This window comes from Peribacillus sp. FSL K6-5616 (genome assembly GCF_038008245.1).
Lineage (GTDB): Bacteria > Bacillota > Bacilli > Bacillales > DSM-1321 > Peribacillus > Peribacillus frigoritolerans.
Genome location: NZ_JBBOYT010000001.1, coordinates 67,071 through 92,665 on the forward strand (window position 1 = coordinate 67,071; position 25,595 = coordinate 92,665).

General features: G+C 40.3%; 22 protein-coding genes and 1 riboswitch. Of the genes, 17 read left to right on the plus strand and 5 right to left on the minus strand.

All coding sequences use genetic code 11. The features are described from left to right. Nucleotides 1-88 precede the first annotated feature (88 nt). Both MHB45_RS00350 and MHB45_RS00355 read left to right on the plus strand, forming a co-directional pair. Nucleotides 89-439, plus strand: coding sequence for a winged helix-turn-helix transcriptional regulator (locus tag MHB45_RS00350; protein WP_034305903.1), 351 nt, complete (start codon nt 89-91; stop codon nt 437-439). Between the two features lie 284 nt (nt 440-723). Further along, nucleotides 724-1,707 carry a ketoacyl-ACP synthase III gene (locus tag MHB45_RS00355; protein WP_048685547.1) on the plus strand — a complete coding sequence of 328 codons (984 nt, stop codon included), beginning with the start codon at nt 724-726 and terminating at the stop codon, nt 1,705-1,707. 369 nt (nt 1,708-2,076) lie between these two features. Here the strand turns inward: MHB45_RS00355 and MHB45_RS00360 are convergent, their stop codons facing one another. After that, nucleotides 2,077-3,294, minus strand: a complete 1,218-nt coding sequence (locus MHB45_RS00360) for an IS110 family transposase (RefSeq protein ID WP_072272348.1) — start codon at nt 3,292-3,294, stop codon at nt 2,077-2,079. Nucleotides 3,295-3,992: 698 nt separating this feature from the next. On the opposite strand from MHB45_RS00360, the gene MHB45_RS00365 reads away from it, so the two are divergent. After that, on the plus strand, nt 3,993-4,445 hold the full coding sequence (locus tag MHB45_RS00365) for a helix-turn-helix domain-containing protein (protein WP_072272349.1): 453 nt from the start codon (nt 3,993-3,995) through the stop codon (nt 4,443-4,445). A gap of 109 nt (nt 4,446-4,554) precedes the next feature. On the opposite strand, the gene MHB45_RS00370 is transcribed toward MHB45_RS00365, so the two are convergent. Further along, nucleotides 4,555-4,911 carry a hypothetical protein gene (locus MHB45_RS00370; protein ID WP_048684962.1) on the minus strand — a complete coding sequence of 119 codons (357 nt, stop codon included), beginning with the start codon at nt 4,909-4,911 and terminating at the stop codon, nt 4,555-4,557. A gap of 189 nt (nt 4,912-5,100) precedes the next feature. Here MHB45_RS00370 and MHB45_RS00375 point away from each other — a divergent pair, with 189 nt between their 5' ends. The 8 genes from MHB45_RS00375 (at nt 5,101) to MHB45_RS00410 (ending at nt 13,480) form a co-directional block, all read left to right on the plus strand. Then, nucleotides 5,101-5,781, plus strand: a complete 681-nt coding sequence (locus MHB45_RS00375) for a hypothetical protein (protein ID WP_048684969.1) — start codon at nt 5,101-5,103, stop codon at nt 5,779-5,781. Nucleotides 5,782-5,971: 190 nt separating this feature from the next. After that, nucleotides 5,972-7,207: a S1C family serine protease gene (locus MHB45_RS00380; RefSeq protein WP_072272351.1), complete on the plus strand. Its 1,236-nt coding sequence runs from the start codon at nt 5,972-5,974 to the stop codon at nt 7,205-7,207. Between the two features lie 255 nt (nt 7,208-7,462). Further along, nucleotides 7,463-7,777: a hypothetical protein gene (locus MHB45_RS00385; RefSeq protein WP_048684972.1), complete on the plus strand. Its 315-nt coding sequence runs from the start codon at nt 7,463-7,465 to the stop codon at nt 7,775-7,777. Nucleotides 7,778-8,898: 1,121 nt separating this feature from the next. Continuing rightward, the gene (gene qoxA / locus MHB45_RS00390; RefSeq protein WP_072272352.1) at nt 8,899-9,828 is read left to right on the plus strand and encodes a cytochrome aa3 quinol oxidase subunit II; all 930 of its coding nucleotides are present in this window, start codon (nt 8,899-8,901) and stop codon (nt 9,826-9,828) included. Nucleotides 9,829-9,902: 74 nt separating this feature from the next. Beyond that, nucleotides 9,903-11,849, plus strand: coding sequence for a cytochrome aa3 quinol oxidase subunit I (qoxB, locus tag MHB45_RS00395; RefSeq protein WP_048684976.1), 1,947 nt, complete (start codon nt 9,903-9,905; stop codon nt 11,847-11,849). After that, the gene (qoxC, locus tag MHB45_RS00400) at nt 11,849-12,445 is read left to right on the plus strand and encodes a cytochrome aa3 quinol oxidase subunit III (RefSeq protein ID WP_048684979.1); all 597 of its coding nucleotides are present in this window, start codon (nt 11,849-11,851) and stop codon (nt 12,443-12,445) included. The genes qoxB and qoxC overlap by 1 nt, the downstream gene beginning before the upstream one ends. Nucleotide 12,446: 1 nt before the next feature. Next, nucleotides 12,447-12,731 (plus strand): cytochrome aa3 quinol oxidase subunit IV, encoded by a 285-nt coding sequence (gene qoxD, locus MHB45_RS00405; RefSeq protein WP_048684982.1) that lies wholly within the window; start codon nt 12,447-12,449, stop codon nt 12,729-12,731. Nucleotides 12,732-13,030: 299 nt separating this feature from the next. Then, entirely contained in the window at nt 13,031-13,480 is a 450-nt protein-coding gene (locus tag MHB45_RS00410) for a YfmQ family protein (RefSeq protein WP_048684984.1), read from the plus strand. Nucleotides 13,481-13,962: 482 nt separating this feature from the next. On the opposite strand, the gene MHB45_RS00415 is transcribed toward MHB45_RS00410, so the two are convergent. Further along, the gene (locus MHB45_RS00415; RefSeq protein ID WP_072272354.1) at nt 13,963-14,250 is read right to left on the minus strand and encodes a BA3454 family stress response protein; all 288 of its coding nucleotides are present in this window, start codon (nt 14,248-14,250) and stop codon (nt 13,963-13,965) included. A gap of 95 nt (nt 14,251-14,345) precedes the next feature. Next, nucleotides 14,346-15,203, minus strand: coding sequence for an EamA family transporter (locus tag MHB45_RS00420; RefSeq protein ID WP_226990471.1), 858 nt, complete (start codon nt 15,201-15,203; stop codon nt 14,346-14,348). A gap of 130 nt (nt 15,204-15,333) precedes the next feature. Continuing rightward, nucleotides 15,334-15,379: riboswitch (PreQ1 riboswitch) on the plus strand. A gap of 104 nt (nt 15,380-15,483) precedes the next feature. On the opposite strand from MHB45_RS00420, the gene queF reads away from it, so the two are divergent. Together queF and MHB45_RS00430 are read left to right on the plus strand one after the other, a co-directional pair. Beyond that, complete coding sequence (gene queF / locus MHB45_RS00425) at nt 15,484-15,984, plus strand: preQ(1) synthase (RefSeq protein WP_072272355.1); 501 nt, start codon at nt 15,484-15,486, stop codon at nt 15,982-15,984. A gap of 203 nt (nt 15,985-16,187) precedes the next feature. Next, nucleotides 16,188-17,534 carry an aspartate kinase gene (locus MHB45_RS00430; RefSeq protein ID WP_048684996.1) on the plus strand — a complete coding sequence of 449 codons (1,347 nt, stop codon included), beginning with the start codon at nt 16,188-16,190 and terminating at the stop codon, nt 17,532-17,534. Nucleotides 17,535-18,130: 596 nt separating this feature from the next. On the opposite strand, the gene MHB45_RS00435 is transcribed toward MHB45_RS00430, so the two are convergent. Continuing rightward, on the minus strand, nt 18,131-18,691 hold the full coding sequence (locus MHB45_RS00435) for a nitroreductase family protein (protein ID WP_072272356.1): 561 nt from the start codon (nt 18,689-18,691) through the stop codon (nt 18,131-18,133). Nucleotides 18,692-19,137: 446 nt separating this feature from the next. Between MHB45_RS00435 and MHB45_RS00440 the strand changes: the two genes are divergently transcribed. The 4 genes from MHB45_RS00440 to MHB45_RS00455 all read left to right on the plus strand — a co-directional run bounded on the left by MHB45_RS00440 (nt 19,138) and on the right by MHB45_RS00455 (nt 25,299). Next, a complete protein-coding gene (locus MHB45_RS00440) occupies nt 19,138-20,886 on the plus strand; it encodes an ABC transporter ATP-binding protein (protein ID WP_072272357.1) in 1,749 nt (582 codons plus the stop codon). Then, nucleotides 20,861-22,651, plus strand: coding sequence for an ABC transporter ATP-binding protein (locus MHB45_RS00445; RefSeq protein ID WP_237766583.1), 1,791 nt, complete (start codon nt 20,861-20,863; stop codon nt 22,649-22,651). Before MHB45_RS00440 ends, MHB45_RS00445 begins: the two co-directional genes overlap by 26 nt. Nucleotides 22,652-23,027: 376 nt before the next feature. Next, the gene (locus MHB45_RS00450; RefSeq protein ID WP_048685007.1) at nt 23,028-25,082 is read left to right on the plus strand and encodes a carbon starvation CstA family protein; all 2,055 of its coding nucleotides are present in this window, start codon (nt 23,028-23,030) and stop codon (nt 25,080-25,082) included. A 13-nt stretch (nt 25,083-25,095) separates the two neighbouring features. Next, entirely contained in the window at nt 25,096-25,299 is a 204-nt protein-coding gene (locus tag MHB45_RS00455; protein ID WP_048685010.1) for a YbdD/YjiX family protein, read from the plus strand. Nucleotides 25,300-25,595 lie beyond the last annotated feature (296 nt).

Here is a 25,595-nt window from a genome sequence, read left to right on the forward strand (position 1 = left end):
AGAGATAATGGACCCATGATGTAGAAGAAAATAACGCACAATAATGTGGCATAGCCACCTTTATGTGCCTATTCAGGAGGAATGAGGAATGAAGAGTCTAAATACGGGAATAAATATTTTCATGAATACTGTAGGAGGAAAGTGGAAATGCTTAATTCTCTTTTTTCTGAGTCAAAAACCAATGAGGACAAAAGAGTTTTATATTCTAATACCGGCCATAACCCAGAAAGTCTTGACCGACCAATTAAAGCAGCTGGAAAGAGATGGGCTTGTCCGAAGAGAAGTATATAAAGTAGTACCACCAAAAGTAGAATATAGTTTAACTGAGTTAGGTCAATCATTTGTACCTGTATTAAATACAATGTGTGAATGGGGCACTACATATGCAGTCGAACAAAACCTCGAAAGGCAAGATCAAATCTGTCGTCATCATAAATAAGTAAGATCTGCTTCAACTAAGGAGTGTGGATTTTTTTGACAAGTTCAGTAAGGCAAGCAGAATTTAATATTATTAGAGGAAATGTCTTGAAGATGACTTTTGGCATTCTCTCTAAAGATTGTATTAAACTAACAGGTGCTTTACTTTAAAGCTGCTTTGCCCCGCCCCGCTCTTTTTTAATGTAACGGTTAGTTGCATAAGATTTTTTTTGCTTTATAATTAGTACCAGGTGTTAATATCAAGTTATAAAATGATGCAATTCATACACACGAGGTGGCTATTCTATGTTCAAATCCAAAGCACGTATTACTGCGATAGGTTCGTATGTTCCTGAAAAAAGGTTAACAAATAAAGACTTAGAAAAAATGGTTGAAACCAATGATGAATGGATTGTTAAACGTACCGGTATTAAAGAACGAAGAATTGCACATGAAGAGGAGTTTACTAGTGATATCGGTTATAAAGCTGTAAAGGATCTAATGGAACGGTATGATAAATCTGTCGAAGATGTTGATATGATCATTGTCTGTACCTTTACTCCTGATTTCAACACTCCAAGTGTAGCATCTTTAGTCCAAGCAAAGCTAGGCATTAAGAATACTGGAGCTATTGATTTAAACGCTGCCTGTGCAGGATTTACTTATGGGCTGCATGTAGCTAATGGACTAGTAACATCGGGATTAAATAAGAAAATCCTAGTTATTGGAGCGGATACTTTATCAAAACTTATGGACTATGAAGATCGAGCCACTTGTATTTTATTTGGAGATGGCGGAGGAGCAGTTCTTGTAGAATATGATGAAAAACAGCCAAGTTTTCTTTCTTCACATTTATATTCGGAGGGTGAAGGCGGAAAACATTTATATAGTACAAACCTATCGACACGCATAAATGGTGAAGACTTAAATGATAGCGGCAACCTTGTACAAAATGGACGTGAGGTTTATAAATGGGCTGTCACGACCGTTCCAAAAGGAATGCAAACTGTGATGAAAAATGCTGAATATCAATTGAATGATGTTGATTGGTTCGTGCCGCATAGTGCAAATTTAAGAATGATCGAGTCAATATGTGAAAGAAGCGGCTTTCCAATCGAACGAACTTTATATAGCCTAGTGGAGTATGGAAATACTTCTTCAGCAACAATTCCATTAGCTTTGGAAATAGGGATAAAAGAAGGGAAGCTCCTTGGTGGTGAGAAGGTTTTATTATATGGTTTCGGCGGTGGATTAGCTCAAGCTGGATTGCTTATCGATTGGACCCTATAAAGCTATTTTCTACAACTAATAATTGAGTTTGCACTTTAAGAAGGCCTCCGATTGGCTTCCTTCTTATGGTATGACTCTCCAGAGGTATGTCCCAACATCCTTTTTCAAAAACAGAACCTTTGAACTGAAGTGTACCAAAATGTTAGGCATTTAGAGGGCATGAACCCGGTTTATCTACCGGGCTCATGCCTTTCTTACGATTAGTCAATGTCTTTGTTTGAATTAATTTATTAGTATTTAGAATGTACAGAGTGTTCAGGGTTACTAATAATAATTGGGTGACGAATTGTTAAATATATGTATACAAAATAGACCTAGCCAACTTGGATTTTTTTACTAGGTCATTTGATTATGTTATTATTTATAAAACTATGATTTGGAGGCCAACCCGTAATCATAGTTCATATTGTGTGAAATAAGAAAGAAGATGTTCTTCAAAAGCTTATTCACACAGGCGATGGACGCAACTTTATGACATTTGTTATAGGGTTGCGTTTTTAATTTGTCGTAATACTCAACGATATGATTCCGTCCGTAACGTCTCTGTTTAATCATGTTCTGAATTATTAGGAACAGCAGTTTTCGTAAGTGTTTATTACCACGCTTATTAATTTTGTCCTTAAAATAGGTTTTTCCTGATTGGAATCGGCGTATGTCAATACCCGCATAAGCATTTAATTGTTTGTTATTCTCAAAACGGTGGATGTCTCCGATTTCTGCTATTAAGCGAACTGCTGTATTGGGGCCAATGCCTGGAAAACTCAAGATCACCTTGTATTCGCTGCGTTTTTCTGCTAATTGGACCATATCATTAATACATTGTTCCTTCTGTTGGAGAAGTTCTTGATAACGTCTAGCGTATGACCGTTGTTGCTCACACAAAACATCCGATGAAGAAACAGCTGGATAGGACTGCTGGGACGCCTCAATTAGTGCGATTGCTTTCTTTTCTGCCATCGCTCCCGAGATATTTTTATTTGTATTGGCACGTATTTTATTTTTAATAATTGTTTTTGAAAGTCCCTGAACAAAATCTGGATGTGGAAACAATTGGACAATGTTTAGAAATAAATCAGATTTAATGGTGAAGAGTTTTTCCAGTTCAGGAAAGGTCAACTGAATGACTTTATGCATGCGACTACGAGTTACCGATAATTCATCATCAAGCTCACTGTAAAATCTCGAAAGTGACTTCAACTGTTGAAACAGGGTGTCTGTCCCGTTTGTCTCCCTTCGGGAGACAGAGAAGTGAGTTAAAGCCAATTGATGGGCATCACTTTTATCAGTTTTATGAATCCTTAAGGCATCACATTGCTTTTTAGCCTCTAGAGGGTTTAAAAGGCAGTAGGAATAATAGTTATCACGCATAAAGCGTTCCAATTGCCGAGAATAGACACCAGTTGATTCGAACACAATATAAGGTTGGTCCTCATATCCTTCGATTAATTCATCAATCCGAGCTCTTAACTTTTCAAACTCAGGTTTAGTGTGTTTAATTTCAGCTTCATAAATACATTTTTTCAAGCCATTATAAATGACCATGTAACTCTTTCCCATACTCACGTCAAAGGCAATTACATGTTTCATGTTATCCTCCTACAATTTTCTTAAATTGAAGCCTTCATCTTACACTTATCGACTCTAATTTCTTATACACGATCTCTAGGATCCAACATACTAAAACCTGATTCAAATAAGGTAAATGAAGAAGGTCCGTTTTAATTACGGATTCTAGATCCTAAGGCATGATCGACCTATTCTTCATTTCTACTATATAAAAAATAGTAGTGTGGACCAATGCCTTGGTCCGCACTACTAATCTTAGTATGTTTTAATTTTACTATGATCAGCTGATGATTGTAATAATGGATATATTCTAACTTTATTGGGTCAGATCAAAGGCTTCTAGAGGGTACATCCCGAACCATGATTTTAAAACTAAATAGGTTATACTTATTAATGTTTTATTGTTTTATGAAACCCTCATTAGATTGAAGAAATTTGCGACACTCCTGCCGAATAACTGTCTAGCCGAGACCCCGGAGGCGCTTGCGCCGAGGAGGCTTGGCAGACAGTCGGCGGAAAGGGAGCGGATTTCTGAAATCAACTGGAAGTTTTCATGTTTTTTCTTTCTGCAGCAGTTCCATAAAATTAAACGAAAACCCTGGTATATCAAGGTATTCCTCGGTGTCACTCATAGGTTGCATAGTATTGCGCTCATTACTATCTTTACTTTGCACGATTCATCTCACAATACTAGGAGAAGGAAAGGCGATGAACTTATTATGATTTTTAGCGAACGATTAAAAAAAGAACGGGAAAAAAGAAATTGGTCACAAAATGATCTTGCAGAGAAGATTCATGTGAGTCGCCAATCTGTGTCCAAATGGGAAACGGGAAAAAATTACCCAAGTATTGAGGTACTCATTAATCTGAGTGATTTATTTCAGATTACGGTAGATGAATTATTAAGGAGTGACGAGGAATTGAAAGAAAAAATAATACGGGAAAGTAAGCAGTTAGCATTTCCAAAAAGGAAAATGTTTTTTGATATCGTGTTAGTAATAGGAGCATTTTTATTAGTGTCTAAATTAATTATTTTTGGTCTTAACAAATTTGCTGGCACCGATATTACCATTTTAAAAAGCATGCCAGTTGTATCGAATTTTTTACCATTAGCTTTGATGGTTATTGGCGGCATCGGTTCGGATTATTTGAAGGATAAATATGTGGATTGAAAATTCTCTCTTCTAAAAATGCATAGTGATTCCCAAGGGAATGAAACCCTTTTGTAAACTTGATCATAAAAGAACAGAACCTTTGAATTTCGGGTTCTGTTCCTATTTCTTATTTGAACTTTTGCACTTCTTCATTTCCCTCGAATTTGTTATCTTTCAATATGCCAATTTCTTCAATATGATTTCGTGCCGTTTCATCCCCTAATTTATAAATGAGGGCATAAAGCCTTTTCATGGCTGCATCGTATTTATCATTTGCCCGGTCATGATGATAGAGAAGGTAGGGCACATGTGATCGGGCATATGCCTCCAGGTCATCTGTCCGGTGTTCCTCCAAGCATTGTTTCAATTCTGCAAGTTCCTCATCAGTTGCGTGTACAGTGAAGCTCGGATTCTCTTCAAGTTTTTGTCCGAGTACGTCGCCGCTGACCAAATCGACATGGTAGGTCTGTTTTTCCTGTATCATTCTGCACATCACCCTTTCAAGCGTTTATCTATTCTGTACCACTATTTGTAAAAAGTTAATCATGAAAGTAAACATTTCCTTAATGAAAAAGATAGGAAATAAAGGTATCGGATTCCTTATCAAATGGTTTAAGATGGATTTACAGAATAATATGGTAAATGGAGTGGTGATATAGTGAAGAGGTCAATCATGGTTGTTTTTTTTGTGTTGATTGCTTCAGGCTGCGTAACAAGGAATTATGACTCCAACATGGATTTAGGGAAAAGTCAGTTGAATGAGGAAAATTATTTAGAAGCCCACGAGGCATTTGAATTAGCTTATAAAGAAGGAAAAACACCTAAATCAAGGGAGCTAATGGATCTTTCCGGTTTGCTGGCGAGTGGAATGAAGAAATACGACGAACAGGATTTTGAATCGGCCAAAAAAGATTTTGAAGAAGCAACCACATATAAAGCAAAATATCGGGAAGGCAAACAAATGGTTTCAAAGGCTGAGGAAATGCACCCGGTTTCAGACTCAGCCACGATAGAAGCAGTAGTGGGAAATGATGAAGCGAAACCGGCGGAGGAAACTACTGAGGAAGGATTCAAAGCAGAAGATGAGGCGGCAACGGATACAAAAGGCAAAGAAGGAAGCAAGGATTCGGATCGTGCCTTAAGTAAATCTCAGGCGGAGAAGCTTGTGAAGGATTACGTGGATATGGAAAATTTTTCACATTTACAAATCGAATATGATCATGATGCCGAAAAGGGAGATTATATTTTTCATGTTTTCGAGGTAGATGATCCTAGTCAGAAAAGCGGCCACAAAACCACTTGGGGCTGGTATGGCGTGAATAAGGAGACCAAAGAAGTTTATGAAGTCATGTAGGATAACTGAATAGTCGAATTTAAGGCCCCTGTTTGGCCTTTTTTATTTTGTGGTGCGGAAACATACAGGATTCGATAAAATTTTATGATTTTTGTTAAAAGACAGCCTAATTCTTTATTTTCTTAAGAATTTTTTAATATTTCCTGTTTATGATTGAGGCAAGTAAAGGACAATCATAGGAGGGATAAAGATGGAGAATTATAATGGTGAGGAGCAAGTCAGAGTCAAGGCAGAACGGAAAAAGGGTAAGTCTCTCTGGATAACTAGCCTTGTTTCCGGAACGGTTGCTTCTATGGTTACATCGTCTGTATTTTTATTTGGCGGAGACTTTATAGATCAAGGGAAAAGTTCAGTGAATGAGTCAGCCGAAACGGCAGGAATACAGCAAACGGACAGTGTTGAAAAGGATAAAAGTGTCACGGCGGAAAAGTTATCGGCAAGTACGGATTCAAATGATAGGGCAGAGATGGTCGAATCAGCATCCAAATCGATTGTAGGGGTCGTGAATTTACAGGAGATGCAAAGCCAGAACCCGTACCAGCGGCAAAGCACGGAGAGCGAAACGGTAGAGAGCGGAACTGGCTCAGGGGTCATTTATAAAAAAGTTGATGGGAAAGCCTATATCATCACGAACAATCATGTTATTGAAGGTGCTAAGGAAGTCGAAATTTCATTGTATGACGGACAAAAGGCAACGGCAGCTGTTGTCGGGGCTGATGCTTTGACGGATTTGGCGGTTTTGACAATTGATTCCTCGAAAGCACCGGAGGGAATTAAATTCGGGAATTCTGATAGCATGCGTCCAGGTGAAGAAGTATTGGCAATTGGCAACCCACTTGGACTTGATTTTTCACGATCGGTTACACAAGGAATCGTAAGTGCGACCGGACGCACCATTTCAGTCGATACCTCGGACGGGGAGTGGGCACTAGATGTCCTTCAAACAGATGCAGCGATCAACCCTGGTAATAGCGGCGGTGCATTGATCAACACCGCTGGGGAAGTGATCGGTATAAACAGTCTGAAGATTTCCGAAAACGGCGTGGAAGGCTTAGGGTTTGCCATACCAAGTAATGATGTGATTCCGATTGTTACGGAACTGATTGAAAATGGAAAAATCACGCGTCCGTATTTAGGAGTCAGCTTGGCCAGTATAGATGAACTGCCGCAATATTACATTCAAAATGTTCCAGAAGCTGCAGAATCCGGCGTAATGGTGACGAGTATAGAAGCGGGCTCGGCTGCGGCGAACGGAGGGCTTAAGCAACAGGATATCATTGTTGATATTGATGGAACGAAAATAAATACTGCCGCAGCATTAAGGAAATACTTATATACAGATAAGAAAATCGGCGATAAAGTAAAAATTAAAGTATATCGAGGTACTGAAGAGAAAACGGTAACGATAACCTTGCAAAAACCATAGAAAGAGATAAGGCACCTGATCATTCATCAGGGGCCTTTTATTTAGAAGTTTTTAATAGTATACAAAAGGTTAATAACGGAAAAATAGATAGTGTATTTGCACTGTTTTACATATTTTTCATATAGGCTTGAATGCCTAAGAGTGAATGGTAGCGGCTTCTATTTGTCAAGGTTTTCATCGTTAATATGTTAAAAAATAGAAAAGATTTGACAAATTTGTGAAATGTCATAAAATAGAAAGAAAGGGGATGAAATTATGGAAGCTAATCAGAAGATGTTAGATGCAGTGAAATGGGTATCGGGCACAGGTTGTGTAATCGGATTTATTATTTTTGCTTTAAGTTTTTTTGTAAGCGATTACAATAAGGATTATATATTTACCGTTGTTGGAATCGCCATCACACTAAGTGCAGCTGCCATTTTTCTAGTTGGTATATTTTTTGTCCTGACAGAAGAAATGGTAATGAATACACATAAAGGTGAAAGAATTGAACCGGAAACGACTAAAATCATAAAAATGAAATCAAAGGCTAAAACTCATACAAAAAGAAGTACGGAATTCAGTAACTAAAACCGAGAATATAGCGTAATGAACTGGCTCACTATCATCAGGTTCACTAACATGTTTGAACAAAACTAGCTGATTCGTTTATCAGGGAGCCAATTTGATTCCAATCATCGAATGCGCTTTCATATCATTTGTAACGATTAAATTTTAATACAATACACGGCACTCGTTATGTATTAAAATATTTTAAGGAACCCTTTCATTGAATGCATACGATGTGCTTGGATATCCAAACAGAACTGCCCGTATTCAGGAAGTTCTAACTTTACATTTTGAACTATATCCACGAGAAAAGGACATTTTTTCAAAGTCCTTTTTTTGTGGTTTTTTTTTGTACTTTTACTTGAAGATGCAATAAGGAAGTCGTGGGCTTCAAAGGAGGAGTTGAATGAACCGCCAAATGTCCTTTTCCAATAATGGTTTCAGTCCTATCCTGCTGACTGATAAACATGAACAGTTGCAACAAGTTTGACCGACCCCTGAATTATTTCATCCATGACTACTGCTAAAGCCTGTTTAGGAATACTGAGGGCAATGAGTATTGTGAGGGGAAAGAGCCCAATTACACACTCATGGTTTCCTTATATATATATAATATTGACCAGTGTTGGATCCTAAGAGTTTTGAGGCCTGGATTCAACATCGTATCCAGTGCGGTTATCATTTACCAACTTCCATGGCCGGGTTTAAAAAATCCGTTTTAAATCATGTTTTCCAACGATAAACACCTACTTGACAGGATAGGTAATATCATTCATATTCTTGAGTGGGGTTGAGGCAATATACACGGTGAGTATAATGAGGAATTTTCATTTCATTATATTAGAGTAATAATAAACGGATAGTGGATCGGTAATATATGCAATCCTGTACTGATAAGTGAATTTCCATAGGTATGTTATTAAACAATTATTATATTTCATTTGCTGAAGATTTTCGAACATTTCCGTTCATTTACCATCTTCTTACTGCTCTTTAATGAACTTTATGTGACAGATGTCACTTTGTATTGTCTTTTTTTAGACTTGGGATTAATATTGGTATGTCGGGGTTTGTGAACATGGTAACACTTTGTCCGAATAATTACCAATTGGAATTTTATTATGTAAGAAAGGGGTAGTACTATGAAAATAAAATGGGCTCTATTAACTATACTTTTTACTATTGCCACTGTGCTAACCGGTTGCGATAACCCATTAATGGTCTTGGACCCTAAAGGGCCAGTAGCTGCAACACAAGCAGATGTTATTATGATTTCGATATGGACAATGGCCTTTGTCGTCCTTGTCGTTATGGTACTGTATATTTTCATGATAATGAAATATCGTGCTTCCAAACAACGTGATGATTATGAACCGCCTCATATTGAAGGAAGTAAGGTTCTTGAAATAATTTGGGTTGCGATCCCAATTTTAATCGTCGCTTTCCTATCCGTTGTTACTGTTAAAACAACAAATGAAGTTGAGGCAACACCTAAAGGATACGGAGATCAAGAGCCTTTAATTATTTACGCTTCATCTTCCAACTGGAAGTGGCATTTTAGTTATCCGGAAGAAGATATCGAAACAGTCAACTATCTGTTTTTACCTACTAACCGACCAATTGAATTTAAACTTTACTCATTCGGTCCAATCTCAAGTTTCTGGATTCCGCAACTTGGAGGACAAAAATACGCGATGTCGGACATGGTTAACACGTTGCACTTAGCAGCTGATGTACCAGGAGAGTATATGGGTCGAAATTCAAACTTCAGTGGTTCAGGTTTTGCTCAGCAAACGTTCAACGTTAATGTACTTTCTGCAGAAGAATACGATAAGTGGGTAGATGAAATTAAAGCTACTGCTAAACCGATTACTGAGGAAAAATTCAATGAATTATTAAAACCTGGTCATGTGGGACAATCCACTTACACTGGAACTCACTTAGAGTTTTCACCAGCTCCTGAAGGGGAAAATGCTGGTCATGACCACGGATCTTCTGATACTGAAGAACATGATTCCAAGGATTCACACGAGGAACATTCAGAACACAGCAACATGAATCATGATCACTAAGAATTAATTTTCGTTCGATAAAACAACTAGGTTTACAAGATAAGGAATATTTTCCTGAAAGGAGTCACAAAAGTATGGATTACTTTGATCGATTTGCCGTACCTCATCCAAGTCCTGCGATTTATGCATCCATGGTTGCGATTGGTTTAACCATGATTGCGGTTGTTGCCGGAATTACCTATTTTAAAAAATGGGGTTACTTATGGCGTGAGTGGTTAACAACGGTTGACCATAAACGTATTGGTATCATGTACATCTTGGCAGCACTGCTTATGCTCTTCCGTGGTGGCGTCGATGCTCTTATGATGCGTGCTCAAACGGCTATTCCAGATAACGGTCTTTTGGATGGACAGCATTATAATGAGGTATTTACAACACACGGGGTCGTCATGATCCTGTTCATGGCTATGCCATTTATCATTGGGTTAATGAACATTGTTACACCATTACAAATTGGAGCGCGTGACGTAGCATTTCCACGTCTGAACGCAGTAAGCTTCTGGTTATTCTTCATGGGGGCAATGCTATTTAACATCTCTTTCGTAGTCGGTGGTTCCCCTGATGCAGGCTGGACATCTTACTTCCCGCTGGCAAGTAACGATTTCAGTGAATCAGTAGGTTCGAACTATTACGCGATTGCACTTCAAATAGCAGGTATCGGTACATTACTGACTGGTATCAACTTTATCGTAACAATCTTGAAAATGAGAGCACCTGGCATGAACTTAATGAAAATGCCAATGTTCACATGGTCTATCTTGATCACTAACTTCATTATCGTTTTCGCTTTCCCTGTATTGACAGTGGCACTTGCGTTGATGACAATGGATCGTCTATTCGGAACTCAATTCTTTACGATGGCCAATGGCGGTAGCGATATGCTTTGGGCTAACTTGTTCTGGGTTTGGGGACATCCTGAAGTTTATATAGTAATTCTTCCTGCTTTCGGTATTTACAGTGAAATCATTTCGACATTTGCACGTCGTAACCTGTACGGGTATAATTCGATGGTTATCTCCATGGTAGCTATTTCTACTCTGTCTTTCATTGTATGGGCTCACCATTTCTATACAATGGGTCACGGTGCGATGGTTAATGGTATCTTCTCGATTACCACGATGGCAATTGCCGTCCCGACTGGTGTTAAGATTTTCAACTGGTTGTTCACACTTTGGAAAGGTAAAATCGTATTTACTGTTCCAATGCTTTACTCTTTAGCTTTCATTCCGATTTTCACACTCGGTGGGGTAACAGGGGTAATGCTTGCAATGGCAAGTGCTGACTACCAATACCATAATACAATGTTCTTAGTAGCTCACTTCCACTACGTTTTAATCCCTGGTACTGTATTTGCCGTACTAGCTGGTTTCACGTATTGGTGGCCAAAAATGTTCGGTTTCATGTTGAGCGAAAAAATTGGGAAATGGTCGTTCTGGTTCATTACAATCGGCTTTAATGTAACCTTCTTCCCGATGTTCATCACTGGTTTAGATGGGCAGGCACGTCGTATGTATACGTACTCTGAATCAACAGGGTATGGTCCATTGAATATGCTCTCGTTCGTTGGAGCGATTGGCTTGGCAATAGGTTTTGCACTTATTGTGTACAATATCTATTGGAGCACTCGTTATGCGTCAAGAAATATTTCAAACGATCCATGGGATGCGCGTTCTCTAGAGTGGGCTACACATACTCCAATCCCTGAATATAACTTTGCAGTTGTGCCAACAGTTGATTCTACAGAAGCATTCTGGGATGCAAAGAAAAAAGGCTTTAAATTATTTGGCGGTAAAGTAGAAAAGATCCATATGCCAAATAACAGTGGTGTGCCGTTTATCATGAGCTGTATCTTCTTCGTTTGGGGCTTTGCGATGGTATTCAGCATGTGGATCATTGCAATCATTGCAACGATCGGTATCTTTGCTTGTATGATTCACCGTTCATTCGAAAAAGATCACGGACGTTATATCTCTGTTGAAGAGATCGAAGAAACTGAAAATAAATTGCGAGGTGCTAAGTAATGAAAATAGATAACTCGCTGCCACTAGAATATAGCACGGAAGAAAATCGCTTAAAGATTTTTGGATTCTGGATTTTCCTAGGAGCAGAAATAGCTCTTTTCGCTACACTGTTCGCCACTTATTTTGTATTAGTTGATGGAACTGGAAATGGTCCAACAGGGGAACATCTTTTTAAACTCCCAACCCTGATGTTTCAAACAATCTTTCTTTTAACCAGTAGTTTTACCATTGGTCTTGGAATCAATGCAATGAGACTTGGAAGGCAGAAAGCAACGATTGGTTTCTTCATCATCACCCTTATTCTTGGTTTAGGCTTCTTGGGAGTCGAAATTTATGAATTCGTGGAGTATGTACATGAAGGAGCAACCATTCAAACAAGTGCTTTCTTATCTAGTTTGTTTACATTACTAGGTACGCATGGAGCTCACGTTACACTTGGTTTATTCTGGGGAACCTTCATCATCATGCAGATCAAAAAGCGCGGTATGACTCCAGAAACAACAAACAAGGCTTTCATCTTTTCACTTTACTGGCATTTCTTAGACGTTGTCTGGATTTTCATCTTCAGTTTCGTCTACCTGAAAGGAATGATGTAATATGAAAGAATTATTCCCACGGGGCCAAGTTATGGGATTTGCCTTTTCACTAGTCCTGACTTTGGTCGCACTATCAGTTATTATGTTTGATCTCTCACTGAAAATGGCTATGATCATCCTTCTTGTTACAGCTTTCATGCAAGCTGCACTTCAATTAGTTATGTTCATGCACGCAGGTGAGTCTGAAGATAAAGCATCGATTTATACAAACGTTTATTACGGATTGTTCGTTGCATTGGTTACAATTTTCGGTACAATGCTAACAATGATTTGGGGATATCAATAATCGATTCCGGAAAAACTGGGCGTCTTGATGACGCCCAGTTTTTTTGTTTTTTATACCGTTCTATCCATTTCACTCATGGAAGTTTGATAACAAGGATGTGATCGAAACCATATTGTTTAGTATAACCATTTCGCAACATTATATTTACACTTTCGAAGCGCGCCCGTGCTTTTAAGTGAAATGTTTTACTAAAGTGAAACGTTAATAGAACGGACACATCTACTAAGAAAAACGGTCAGCACCTTTTGATATAATAAGTTATATAAGAATTAATTTATAAATGTAGCGGAGATGATGAATTGACTTTGCCGGTTTTGATTTTGACAATTATCTTAAGTCTGTTAAAAATATTGGTTTCCTGTCTTCCAACCGATGCAGTTAATTGGATTATCAGCAAATTTAAAATACACGCAGAAATTAGTGGCGGGAATGCGATCGTAACCTTTGACGGAAAACGTTTGGAAGGTGAAGAAAAAATTCAAGTTATTAATTATTTTAATAACGCTAGGTTTTTGAAGAAAAATCATATATTCCCAGGGAACGAGCAATTGTTTTTACATCCAGAGAACAGCGGGACTCCATTGGTCATTGATACTAAAAGAGGCAAAAAGGATGTTAGGTTATTTGTATATATTTACAGCGACCGCGTGGATGTAGTTAAACAGTACAAGAAGAAGCTCATTTCTTATAGTCTGTTTTCCGATAGCCTCCAAGAACGTTCCATGCCATTAATAAGAAATTTAGTTTAATAGAACATTAAAAAGACGGTCCTTAAAAGACCGTCTTTGAGTTTGCAAACAAAAGGGTTCTAACTAAATTTTAAAACAAAGTTGATTGGAACGGAAGATGCGGGACTCCTGCGGGAAAAGCGAGTCCAAGGGAGACCCCGCAGGCGCAAAGGCGCCGAGGAGGCTCCTGGACCGCCCGCGGAAAGCGAGTGCCTGGAGTGGAATTAACGGTTAAATTGTCTACAGCTGAGACGCGCCTTAAAAAGACCGTCTTTTTTTATAAGGCTTTTAATATAATTACATTTCAATTAGATATTTTTCATTATAAAAATTTTAGTGCAAAAACTGGCATCTTGATTTTAGTGTCTTTTGAAAAAACAATTAAATGTGTTTTTAAGTAGGAGGGAATTGCTGTAAGAGGGTCGTTAATCGTGCATATGAAAAGTATTTTGGATAGTATTTAAGGTAAAAAAAAGCAGGTATCTATTGCGATGCCTGCTTTTTTATGCTTTCCATTGTTTTTCAACTTGATGAAGGGCTTGTTGTAAAATTACTTCATGATCAGTACCCGGTTTAGTTAGGACGTTAGTTTGATAAGATTTTCCTTGGAAATCAACTGTTACTGTAACTTTTACCATTATGCATCTTTCCTTTCCTGATTCAGAATTAAATGAGGTGGTTGTACCTATTTCTTTTATACCCGTGGCAGAAGGATAATCAAACATTTCAAAAGCAGTAAAATCGAGAAAGTTAATATTCAAAATTATCTGATATTTTTCAGGAGGTGTCAATACTTTTTTTTGACCTTCTCCATTTTCCGGTTAAATAAAAAACGACCTGGCTTATATACATGACAGCCAGGTCGTTTTTATTATACGAACTATATTCATATTTTAGTTAAAATAATACCGATTAATGCTGCAAGAACACCGGCAATTTGATAGGTTTTTAGTTTTTCCTTGAATATATAACATCCAGCGAATACGACAACCAAACAGTTCAGGCTGACGACAGGGAAAATGATGCTTGCGATGCCGGTATTCAAAGCAAAGAAATAACATCCATAGCCTATCATGCTTAAAAAGCCTACTAAGGAACCGATTTTGACTTCCTTTAGCTTGATTTTTTCTTTTTTAAAGGCTAGAGCCGAAAGAAGATAAAGCATTCCGCCTCCATACATTGATACAAGGATATCAAGGGAGTTTAAATGAAGACGTGTTGATGTCGTCATAAGAATGCCGAGCACACCAAAAGATAAGATGGAGAGTAATGTGTGCATCATCCATGGGACATATTGATGATTACCTTTTGCATTAGGTGTATATTGGATGACTAATGTAGCGATAAACATGCAGGCGATTCCACTCCACTGCAAGGAAGAAATATGTTCGTGGAAAATTAAAGCTGCACAGAGAATGGGGAATATGGCATTCGCTGCGATTAATGGAGATGTCAAGCTTGCCGGACCCTTTTCAAAGGCGCTTGCCATCTGGATGTTACCATTGGCGTTCAGTACACCAATTGCTGCACCAAGCATGATGGACAGCCAGTTCATCTGTAAACCATCCATTAATACTCCATAAACAATGGACAAAATAAATGCTGAAAAATAAAAGAAAAATTGGATATGTATCTTGGAATACCCTTTTCCGCTGCTCCATTTAAAAATGCTGTTATTGATTCCGAAACATAAACTCGTGATGAGTGCTGCAAAAATCCACATTGACTTAATCTCTTCCTTCATGTAGGATAAACTTCTTCTACATTTTAAGCTGAATGCCATCAAGAATCAAACCAAATTTAAAATGTATGATTGACAGATTAGATTATTTTTTCTATATTTACTATGACAATTTTAAAATATTTCCCGATAAACGGGAGAGGTTCATAGCATCACCCTCTTAAAAAAACTATGGCTTTGATATTTTTCGCGAATCAACCATATCTTTGAGGAGATATGGTTTTTGTTATATAGAGGCCCATTTTATGAATCTCCCTGAAATGTGGGATTAGGAGGACTTTTCATGTCTGGAAGAAAAGAAGAAGAATTAAAAAAAGATATCACACTGCTTGGGAATCAAGGAACAAAATATACATTCGACTATGCTCCTGAAATCCTTGAATCATTCGATAACAAGCATCCGAACCGGGATTATTTCGTCAAATTCAATTGCCCGGAATTCACTAGTTTATGTCCGATCACGGGCCAGCCGGACTTTGCTACCATTTACATCAGCTATATTCCCAGTGTGAAAATGGTGGAAAGCAAGTCTTTGAAACTTTATTTATTCAGCTTCCGCAATCATGGTGATTTCCATGAAGATTGCATGAACATCATCATGAATGATTTAATCGAATTGATGGACCCTAAATATATTGAAGTATGGGGCAAGTTTACACCAAGGGGCGGAATTTCCATCGACCCTTACACGAATTATGGGAAACTAGGTACGAAGTATGAGGAAATGGCGAATTACCGCTTGATGAATCATGACTTATACCCGGAAACCGTGGATAATCGCTAAAGAATGGAGAGACAATGGGCATATGCCCGTTGTCCTTTTTTTAGTTTATAGCTGATTTCGATCAGTGGTTCTGTCATTCTGTCCTTTTTAAAAGCACAAATGTCCTTCTATAATGGAATTTCCACTTGATTGTTTCGAGAAAAAGCGTAATAATAGGGAGAGTTAATTTTGACAGAATATTTACGAAAATAGGGGATGTCGAGATGAAAGTTGCAAAGTTTGGTGGAAGTTCACTTGCGTCAGGTGAACAGTTGAGGAAGGTATTCGAAATTGTTGTTTCTGATCCAGAGAGGAAGATTGTGGTCGTTTCCGCTCCAGGAAAACGCAATTCCGATGATATAAAGGTGACGGATTTATTGATTGAAGCTGCGGAACAGCAGCTGCGCGGGGATAACGGAGAGCATTTGATAGAAGATGTTGTATCCCGCTATGCGAGCATTGCTGAAGAGTTGGATATATCCGAGAGTGTCATCACAGGGATTCATGAAAATTTAATGGCACTGCTGCATGCAGATCAATCTAACCCGAAGCGCTATCTGGATGCCTTGAAGGCCGGTGGCGAGGATAATAATGCGAAGCTGGTCGCAGGTTATTTCCAAAGCCTTGGAGTGGAGGCACAGTATATCAATCCGAAGAAGGCAGGCTTGATCGTAACGGATGAAGGTGGATTTACCAGGGTGCTGCCAGAGTCTTATGATCGGTTATATGCTCTGCGTGATGAGCCAGGAATCGTTGTATTCCCAGGATTCTTCGGATATACATTAGATGGTGATGTGTTAACCTTCTCAAGAAGCGGTTCCGATATTACGGGTTCGATTCTTGCGAATGGGGTCAAAGCTGATTTGTATGAGAACTTTACGGACGTGGATGCCGTTTATGCGGTGAATCCAAATGTGGTTTCCAATCCGAAGGGAATCCGGGAACTGACCTATCGTGAGATGCGTGAGCTTTCTTATGCAGGTTTCTCGGTATTTCATGATGAGGCGCTGATTCCTGCATTCCGTGCGGGAATACCTGTCCATATCCAGAATACGAACAATCCGGCGGCACAAGGGACCCGCATTGTGAATGCACGGGATAATACGAACGGGCCGGTTATTGGGATTGCGAGTGATAAAGGATTTTGCAGTATTTACATTAGCAAATATTTGATGAACCGGGAAGTTGGTTTTGGCCGGAAACTGCTGCACATCCTCGAGGATTATGGAGTTTCATATGAGCATATTCCATCAGGCATCGATGATGTGACGCTTATTCTTAGGCAGGACCAGATGAAAGGGGATGCCGAGAAGAAAATCATTTCCCGAATCAAGAAAGAGCTTCATGCCGATGAAGTGAATGTGGAGCATGATCTTGCCTTGATCATGGTTGTAGGGGAAGGAATGCGCCATAATGTCGGTACAACGGCAAGAGCGTCAAAAGCCTTGGCCGAAGCAAAGGTGAATATTGAGATGATCAACCAGGGCTCTTCGGAGGTAAGCATGATGTTCGGTGTGAAAGGGCACAACGAAGAGACGGCAATTCAGGCATTATATCACGAGTTCTTTTGAGTATGAGCGTTTAGGGACCTCCTTTTAGAAGGGGGTTTTTTGCGATTAATCTTTTAATCACTATACATACCTTTTTATCTGGTTCTTTATGGTAGTGGCAATGACCGTGTGGGGATAATCATTACAAGCTAACAGACGCGCTGCAGGGTTCAGTGCGTCTGTTTTAATTTAATACCCATATGACAAGTGGCAAATGCAATTGGAGGAGAACGGAGTTGACGCTCTTGAAGTGGATAAAAAGGGGGGGCCAACCTCATACATATCTTACACCATATTATAAATGATCTTGCTGAATAGAATAGAAAGCATCCTTATCACCTAGTTAAATACTTCTATATAATACAAAAAAGAATGTAGGAATAAGTTCTAACTATATGTGATTGGATTGTAAGGCACGAGGCTCCTGTGGGAAAAGCGCGCGTCTAAGACACCGCAGGCGTAAGCCGAGGGCGGACCGCCCGCGGAAAGCGAGTGCCTTGAGGGGAAATCAACGTTCAAATTGTAAAAGCATAAAAAAACTGTAGAAAACCCGGTTTTCATCGAGTTTGTCTACAGTCTGAGACTCCAACTGGAAGATTGGAGGCTTTCCTTTTATGTTAGTCCATAATGGTCAGGAGTTGATCGATCGCGTTCCTTGGACGCGGGGCAGGGATCATATCGGGATAGCCAACGTGAAGGCTGCCGACGATCTTCTCGCCTGGTTTCACGCCCAAAGCTTCACGAAACTCCATGCTGTGTATCATGCCGTATGTTTCCCATATCATCCCGATTCCCTGTTCCCAGGCAAGCAGGCTGAAATTCTGGATCAAGGCACTTGTAGCCGCATAATCTTCTTCACGTGTCATGGGATTCGGATTCTCTTCCATGATCACTGCGACAAACATTGGTACACCTATGAGTTTATTATATCCTCGCTGTCCGGCTGCTTTTTTCTTTTCAGGGTCCTTCTCTTTGCCTTCCATGAATGCACGTGTTGCTTCTGCGAGTTTTAAACGGCTATCACCATGCACCACGACGAAGCGCCATGGCTGGGTCATTTTATGGTTCGGTGCCCATGTCGAAGTTTCCAATAATGATTGGATGGTATCAATAGGGACAGGAATGTCCTTAAATCGTTTGATGCTGCGCCGTTCTTTAATGATATCTTCTAGTATCATGATCATCCTGCTCCTTTAATCATATATGTAAGTTTAATAGTTGAAAAAAATAATCCCCGGCTGCCTAATATGCTTCCAATGTGAATAAATTACTTGAATAAAGAGGGGGCAATATTCTAGTGACTTGCATTCGCTAATGAGCATATAATTTTACTAGGCACAGAGAAGCCGGGGCGACATTGTATCTATGTACAATATCAAAAGGGTACGATAAGAGAATATCGTAATTGCTTATCAAATTTCAGAGATCGATAATGAAATTGAAAATCATTATCAATTAGAATTTTCGCTTATTTCCTGTTATTTGTCAAGGGTATTTATAAAAAAATTCAAGATATTTACCAATGCTTTAAAACGGTTAAAATCTTTTAAAAAATCTGTATAAAAATGTATAATGAGAGGATGAAAAGATGCTATTTACATACGGAGAATCGAAGGTGTCATAGATGAAAAAATTGTCCTCATTTCTTAAGCCATACTGGCTTTTGATCATTCTTGCTTTATCCTTAATGATTGTCGAGCTCGGGGTAGAGCTATTACAACCTCTATTTATAGCAAAAATCATTGATGATGGCATTTTGCAGAAAGATTTATCGGTGGTGATTAAATGGGGAAGTGTCATGGTTGGACTTTCCGTTTTTTCATTTCTTGGCGGGATCGTTAATTCATTTACGGCATCACATGTAAGTCAAAGCTTTGGACATGATGTCAGGAAAAGCCTTTTTGGTAAAATACAGGCGTTTTCTTTTGCGAACTTGAATAATATCCCGACTTCCTCGTTGATCACAAGGATGACGAATGATGTGACCCAACTTCAAAATACGATTTTTATGGGCTTGCGTATCATGGCAAGGGCGCCGTTGATCGTAATCGGCGGAGCGATCATGGCTATTGCGGTCGATTTGAAATTATCCCTCGTATTGGTCATTTCAATTCCGGTTCTGGTTTTCTTCTTGGGATGGGTTATGAAGCGGGCGGCTAATCTGTTTAAGCTCGTCCAGAAAAAACTCGATAATGTCAATGGAGTCATGAGGGAAAACCTGATAGGCATGCGCTTGATCAAAGCTTTTCTTCGTAAGGAGCATGAAATCGGCCGATTTGACGATGCGAATGAAGAGTTGAAAAGAAAGACTGTGTCTTCCCTTCGTTTAATTGAAACGACGATGCCTGTGCTGATGCTTGTCATGAATGTGGCGATTCTGATCATTCTCTGGCTTGGAAGTGAATTTATAACAACGGGAGATATACAGGTAGGGGAAGTTGTGGCGATTGTCAACTATGCCACGAGGATCGCGGCATCCCTTTCCGTTTTTTCATGGCTGATCATGGTCATTTCCCGTGCGAAGGCTTCAGCGGAACGTGTGACGGAAATATTTGAAACCCCGATAGATATTGATGAAGGTAAGGCGGAAAGCAAGAGTGGGGCCGTCAATGGGGGAGGCATTAAGTTTCTGGATGTATCTTTCCGCTATCCTGGAACCGAAACCCCGATATTGAAAAACCTGACCTTCTCCATCGATCCGGGAGAATCGCTTGCCATCATAGGAGCGACAGGATCAGGGAAAACATCACTGTTTCAGCTGATTCCGAGATTATATGAAGTTGAAAGCGGCTCCATTCAAATTGATGGCCAGGATCTGAAAGATATTCCCTTGAATTCGCTGCGGAACAGGATCGGCTATGTACCGCAAGAGGCCCTGCTTTTTTCGGGGACCATAAAAAATAATGTCGCTTGGGGAAAAGAGGGTGCCTCGGTGGAGGAAATCATGGCTGCGGCCATGCATGCTCAGGTCCATGAGACCGTAATGAAACTTCCGAAGCAATATGAAACCCAGTTGGGGCAAAAAGGAGTGAACCTTTCGGGAGGGCAAAAGCAGCGCTTATCGATTGCAAGAGCATTGGTGCGCAAACCGAAGATTCTCCTTCTGGATGATAGTACAAGTGCCCTGGATTTGAAGACGGAAAGTAAATTGCTTGCCGCTTTAAAGGACTATACATGCACAACGCTCATCATTACACAAAAAATCAGTACAGCCATGGAGGCTGACAAAATCTTGTTGCTGGAAAGCGGTCAAGTCCTTGCGCTGGGGAAACATCAGGATTTGATGCAAACAAGCGATCTTTATCGAAAAATCGTTCGCTCACAGTTTGGGGAGGAGGGGATTTCGCTTGAGTCGAAGAATATCTCCCGATAAGGCAAAGTCTAAACCGGTCAACTCCTGGAATACGGTAAAAAGGATCATTCCCTACTTGGCAACGAATAAAAGCCTGCTATTTTGTGTCCTTTTCATGGTACTGATAAGCTCGGTTTTGGGATTGCTTGGACCCTTTCTTGTTGGGATGGCCATTGATGATTATATTGTCACAAGGGATAGCGGGGGGCTGATCAGCCTTCTTTTAGGGCTTCTCGGAGTCTACATATTTTATTCCCTTTCCATGTGGCTTCAGAATTATTGGATAATCGGAATTGCACAGGATACGGTTTATGCGATGCGCAATCAACTATTCAAAAAGCTTCACCAGTTGTCCATTCCCTTTTTTGATCGGCGTCAGCACGGGGAGTTGATGAGTAGGGTCACGAATGATATTGAAAATGTCAGTTCCACTTTGAATAGTTCCGTCATCCAGATCTTTTCAAGTGTGCTGACACTTGTCGGGACGATCGGAGTCATGCTGTATTTGAGCCCTTTATTAACTATTTTAACCTTATTCATCGTTCCTCTCATGTTCTTCGGCCTGAGGTGGATAACGAACAGGACGGGAAAGCTGTTTAAAGCACAGCAGAAGAACCTTGGAGAACTGAATGGGTTTATAGAAGAAACGATTTCCGGACAACGGATCGTAAAGGCTTTTTCACAGGAAGATAAAGTGATCCGTGATTTTATCATCCGGAGTGAAAATTTAAAGAAAGCCGGATTCCTATCACAATCATACTCAGGGCTGATCCCAAAACTGATGAATTTACTGAACAACTTAAGTTTCACGGTAATAGCCGCTGTCGGCGGGTTTTTGGCGCTGAGTGGCATAGGTACGGTTTCCATCGGGGTCATTGTCATTTTCACAGAGTACTCAAGGCAATTCACCCGTCCGCTCAATGACCTGGCTAACCAATTCAATACACTCCTCTCAGCTGTTGCCGGTGCTGAACGGGTTTTCGCCATACTTGATGAAAAAGAAGAAGAAGTGGATGAGAAACAGGCTTCTGAACTTCGTGAAGTACGCGGTGAGGTGGACTTTGAGGGTGTTTCCTTTTCGTATAATGATGAAGGGCAAACGATATATGATGTTAGTTTCCATGCAAAAAAAGGGGAGACCATCGCGCTTGTAGGTCCCACGGGGGCAGGTAAGACCACGATCATTAATCTTCTTGCCCGTTTTTACGAGCCGAACAGTGGCCGGATATTGATTGACGGCCAGGATATCCAACAGGTGACGAGGTCCAGTCTCCGTAAGCATATGGGCTTCGTTTTACAGGATTCCTTCTTGTTTCAAGGTACGATTCGTGAAAATATCCGCTACGGCCGGCTGGAGGCGGAAGATGAAGAAGTGGTGAATGCAGCCAAGCTTGCCAATGCCCATTCCTTTATCATGAAACTGCCAGATCGATACGATACCATCTTGAATCAAGATGGCAGTGGAATAAGTCAGGGGCAGCGCCAGCTAATATCGATTGCCAGGGCTATTTTAGCGGATCCCGTTTTATTGATTTTGGATGAAGCGACAAGTAGCATAGATACGATAACCGAGCTTAAAATCCAGGAAGCATTACAGCGCTTGATGGAGGGAAGGACAAGTTTTGTCATTGCCCACAGATTGAATACAATTCAGCAAAGTGATCAAATCCTCGTACTTGATGAAGGAAGGATCATTGAAAAAGGATCCCATGATGAATTGTTGCGGCAGAGGGGTTTTTATTACGATCTAAACCGCAGCTCATTAAGGGAAAATCAGATAGGATAAAGAAAAAATGTGGGCCATCCGGCGCGCATTTTTTGTGTTGGTCCCATAATGAGCATCATAAACTTGGGGATTGCATCCCGTTCATTTAATGATGAACCTTCTAAAAATGCGTTCACACAATACGATTTTTATAAAGCATGGAAATCATTGATTCCACCAAAGTGGGAAAGGAGGGAATTATCGACAAAATAATGGAAAATACATTACAAATTGACTAAATTGCTATTGCTAAAAAACCTTACGGTAACATATAATTCAGAATATATATAAAATTCTTTAAATTTAATGGGTACGGGGAGAAATACTGCCCTGGCCCCTTATAAATGAAGGTTTTTTATAGTTGTACACTAGATCGATAGAGAGGAGATGGAAAAAAATGAAAGCGCTTAAGTCTGTTATTCTTTGGGGGATTATATCTGCATTGGGTGCGGTGAGTTTTGGTTTCGTCGCGCTAAACCGGGGGGAAAGCATCAATGCCATGTGGATTGTTACTGCGGCACTCTGTGTTTATTCAATTGCATACCGCTTTTATAGTAAATTCATTGCACGGAAAGTGTTTGAGCTAGATGACAATCGCCAGACTCCATCGGAAGCGAATAATGATGGGAAAGATTATGTACCTACAAACAAATGGGTGTTGTTTGGCCACCACTTTGCAGCAATTGCCGGAGCTGGACCTCTCGTAGGCCCCATCCTTGCAGCGCAGATGGGATATTTGCCAGGGACGCTATGGCTTGTAGTCGGAGTTGTTTTGGCTGGTGCCGTACAGGATTTCATCATTCTTTTCGGTTCGATGCGCCGTAACGGCAAATCTTTGGGAGAGATGATCAAAGAGGAGATTGGACCGATTACAGGCTTGATAGCGATGATCGGTATCCTCGGTATCATGATCATTTTACTGGCGGTACTTGCCCTGGTTGTCGTAAAAGCGCTGGTGGGCAGTCCGTGGGGAATGTTCACGATTGCCTCGACCATACCGATTGCAGTCCTGATGGGCATTTACATGCGTTATATAAGGCCGGGACGGGTTGGTGAAGGGTCGATTATCGGAATCATACTTTTGATGCTCGCGTTATATTTCGGCCGCTTTGTAGCCGAGAGTGCAACATTGGCGCCAATGTTCACTTTCAGCGGGGAAACGATTGCCATCATGTTGATTGTCTATGGTTTCGTTGCCTCCGTTTTGCCTGTATGGATGTTATTGGCACCGCGTGATTATTTAAGTACATTCTTGAAAATCGGTACGATCATCGGACTTGCACTAGGTATCTTTATTGTCATGCCGAGCCTTGAAATGCCTGCCGTCACTCAATTCATCGATGGAACGGGACCTGTATTTTCCGGCAATTTATTCCCGTTCCTATTCATTACGATCGCTTGTGGAGCGGTATCGGGATTCCATGCACTCGTTTCCTCAGGTACGACTCCTAAAATGATTGAACGCGAATCGCATGCACGTCCAATCGGATACGGGGCGATGTTGACTGAATCCTTTGTAGCCATCATGGCGATGATTGCCGCCTGTGTATTGACGCCAGGCATCTATTTTGCCATTAACAGCCCGGGGGCCGTTGTGGGAACGGAACCAGCGCAAGTGGCTGCCACGATATCAGATTGGGGTTTCCTTGTGACACCTGAGATGATTACCGGCCTTGCAGCCGATGTTGGGGAAGAGACCATTATATCCCGTACTGGAGGGGCTCCAACCTTTGCAATCGGCATGGCCCATATCTTCTCGCAAGTGATTGGGGGGGCGTCCCTGATGGCGTTCTGGTATCATTTCGCGATACTGTTCGAGGCATTGTTCATATTGACCACCATTGATGCAGGAACCAGGGTGGGACGTTTTATGATACAGGATATCATCGGCACCTTTTACAAACCATTTGCCGAAACGAATAAATGGCTGCCCAATATTATTGCGACTGCCATTTGTGTAATCGGTTGGGGGTACTTCCTTTATCAAGGGGTCATTGATCCTCTTGGCGGAATCAATACCCTTTGGCCATTGTTTGGAATTGCGAATCAGATGCTTTCCGCCATTGCATTGCTGCTTGGGACGACGGTCCTTTTCAAAATGGGCAAAAAAGCGTACACATGGGTCACTCTTGTGCCCACTACATTCTTGTTGATAGTGACCATGACGGCAGGGTGGCAAAAGCTGTTCCACGAAAACCCGGCAATTGGCTTTTTAGCACATAAGGATAAATTTAAAGCGGCTTATGATAGCGGGGAAGTTCTTGCTCCGGCAGCCAATCTGGCCGAGATGAAGCGGGTTATCGTCAATGATTATGTGGATGCTGCCCTATGTGCCATCTTCATGATCGTGGTGATCACGGTCCTGATTTCTGCCATTAGGTTATGGATAAAAGTCTTGAAGAACCAGAAAATAGATTTACATGAAACGCCTTATGTATCAAGGTCGTCATAAGGGAGGGAAAGCGATGTTGAAAAGAATAATGACAATTCTCAGCTACAGAAAGCAATTCGTCAGTTTGCTCGTCGGCGTGCCAAGTTATGATACGTATGTGGCACATATGAGAAAGCATCATCCTGGAGATCCCGTGAAAACCAGGAAAGAATTTTTCTGCGAAGCACAGGATGAACGGTATAACGCAAAGGGTGGGAAAGTGTCCCGTTGCTGTTAATGAATATTTATTGAAGGGTCCTCAATAGGAGGGCCCTTTTTTAATGGTTTTTTCGAGGGGGAATAAGTGGAGGGTGAAATGTAACAGCCATGGAGTCGTGAAGATGTGGAAAAGTGACTATTAAACAAAAAAACATTTACTGGTCCTTTATTCTTATTGATGTTATATAATCTAACATTTTTATGGAAAATACAAAAAATAAGTTGAATTATTAGAAAATTAAGTATATGATAAAAAATATAACATAATAGTGTTAGTAAACATAACATATATAAAAAATAAGGGGGAAAAAACAG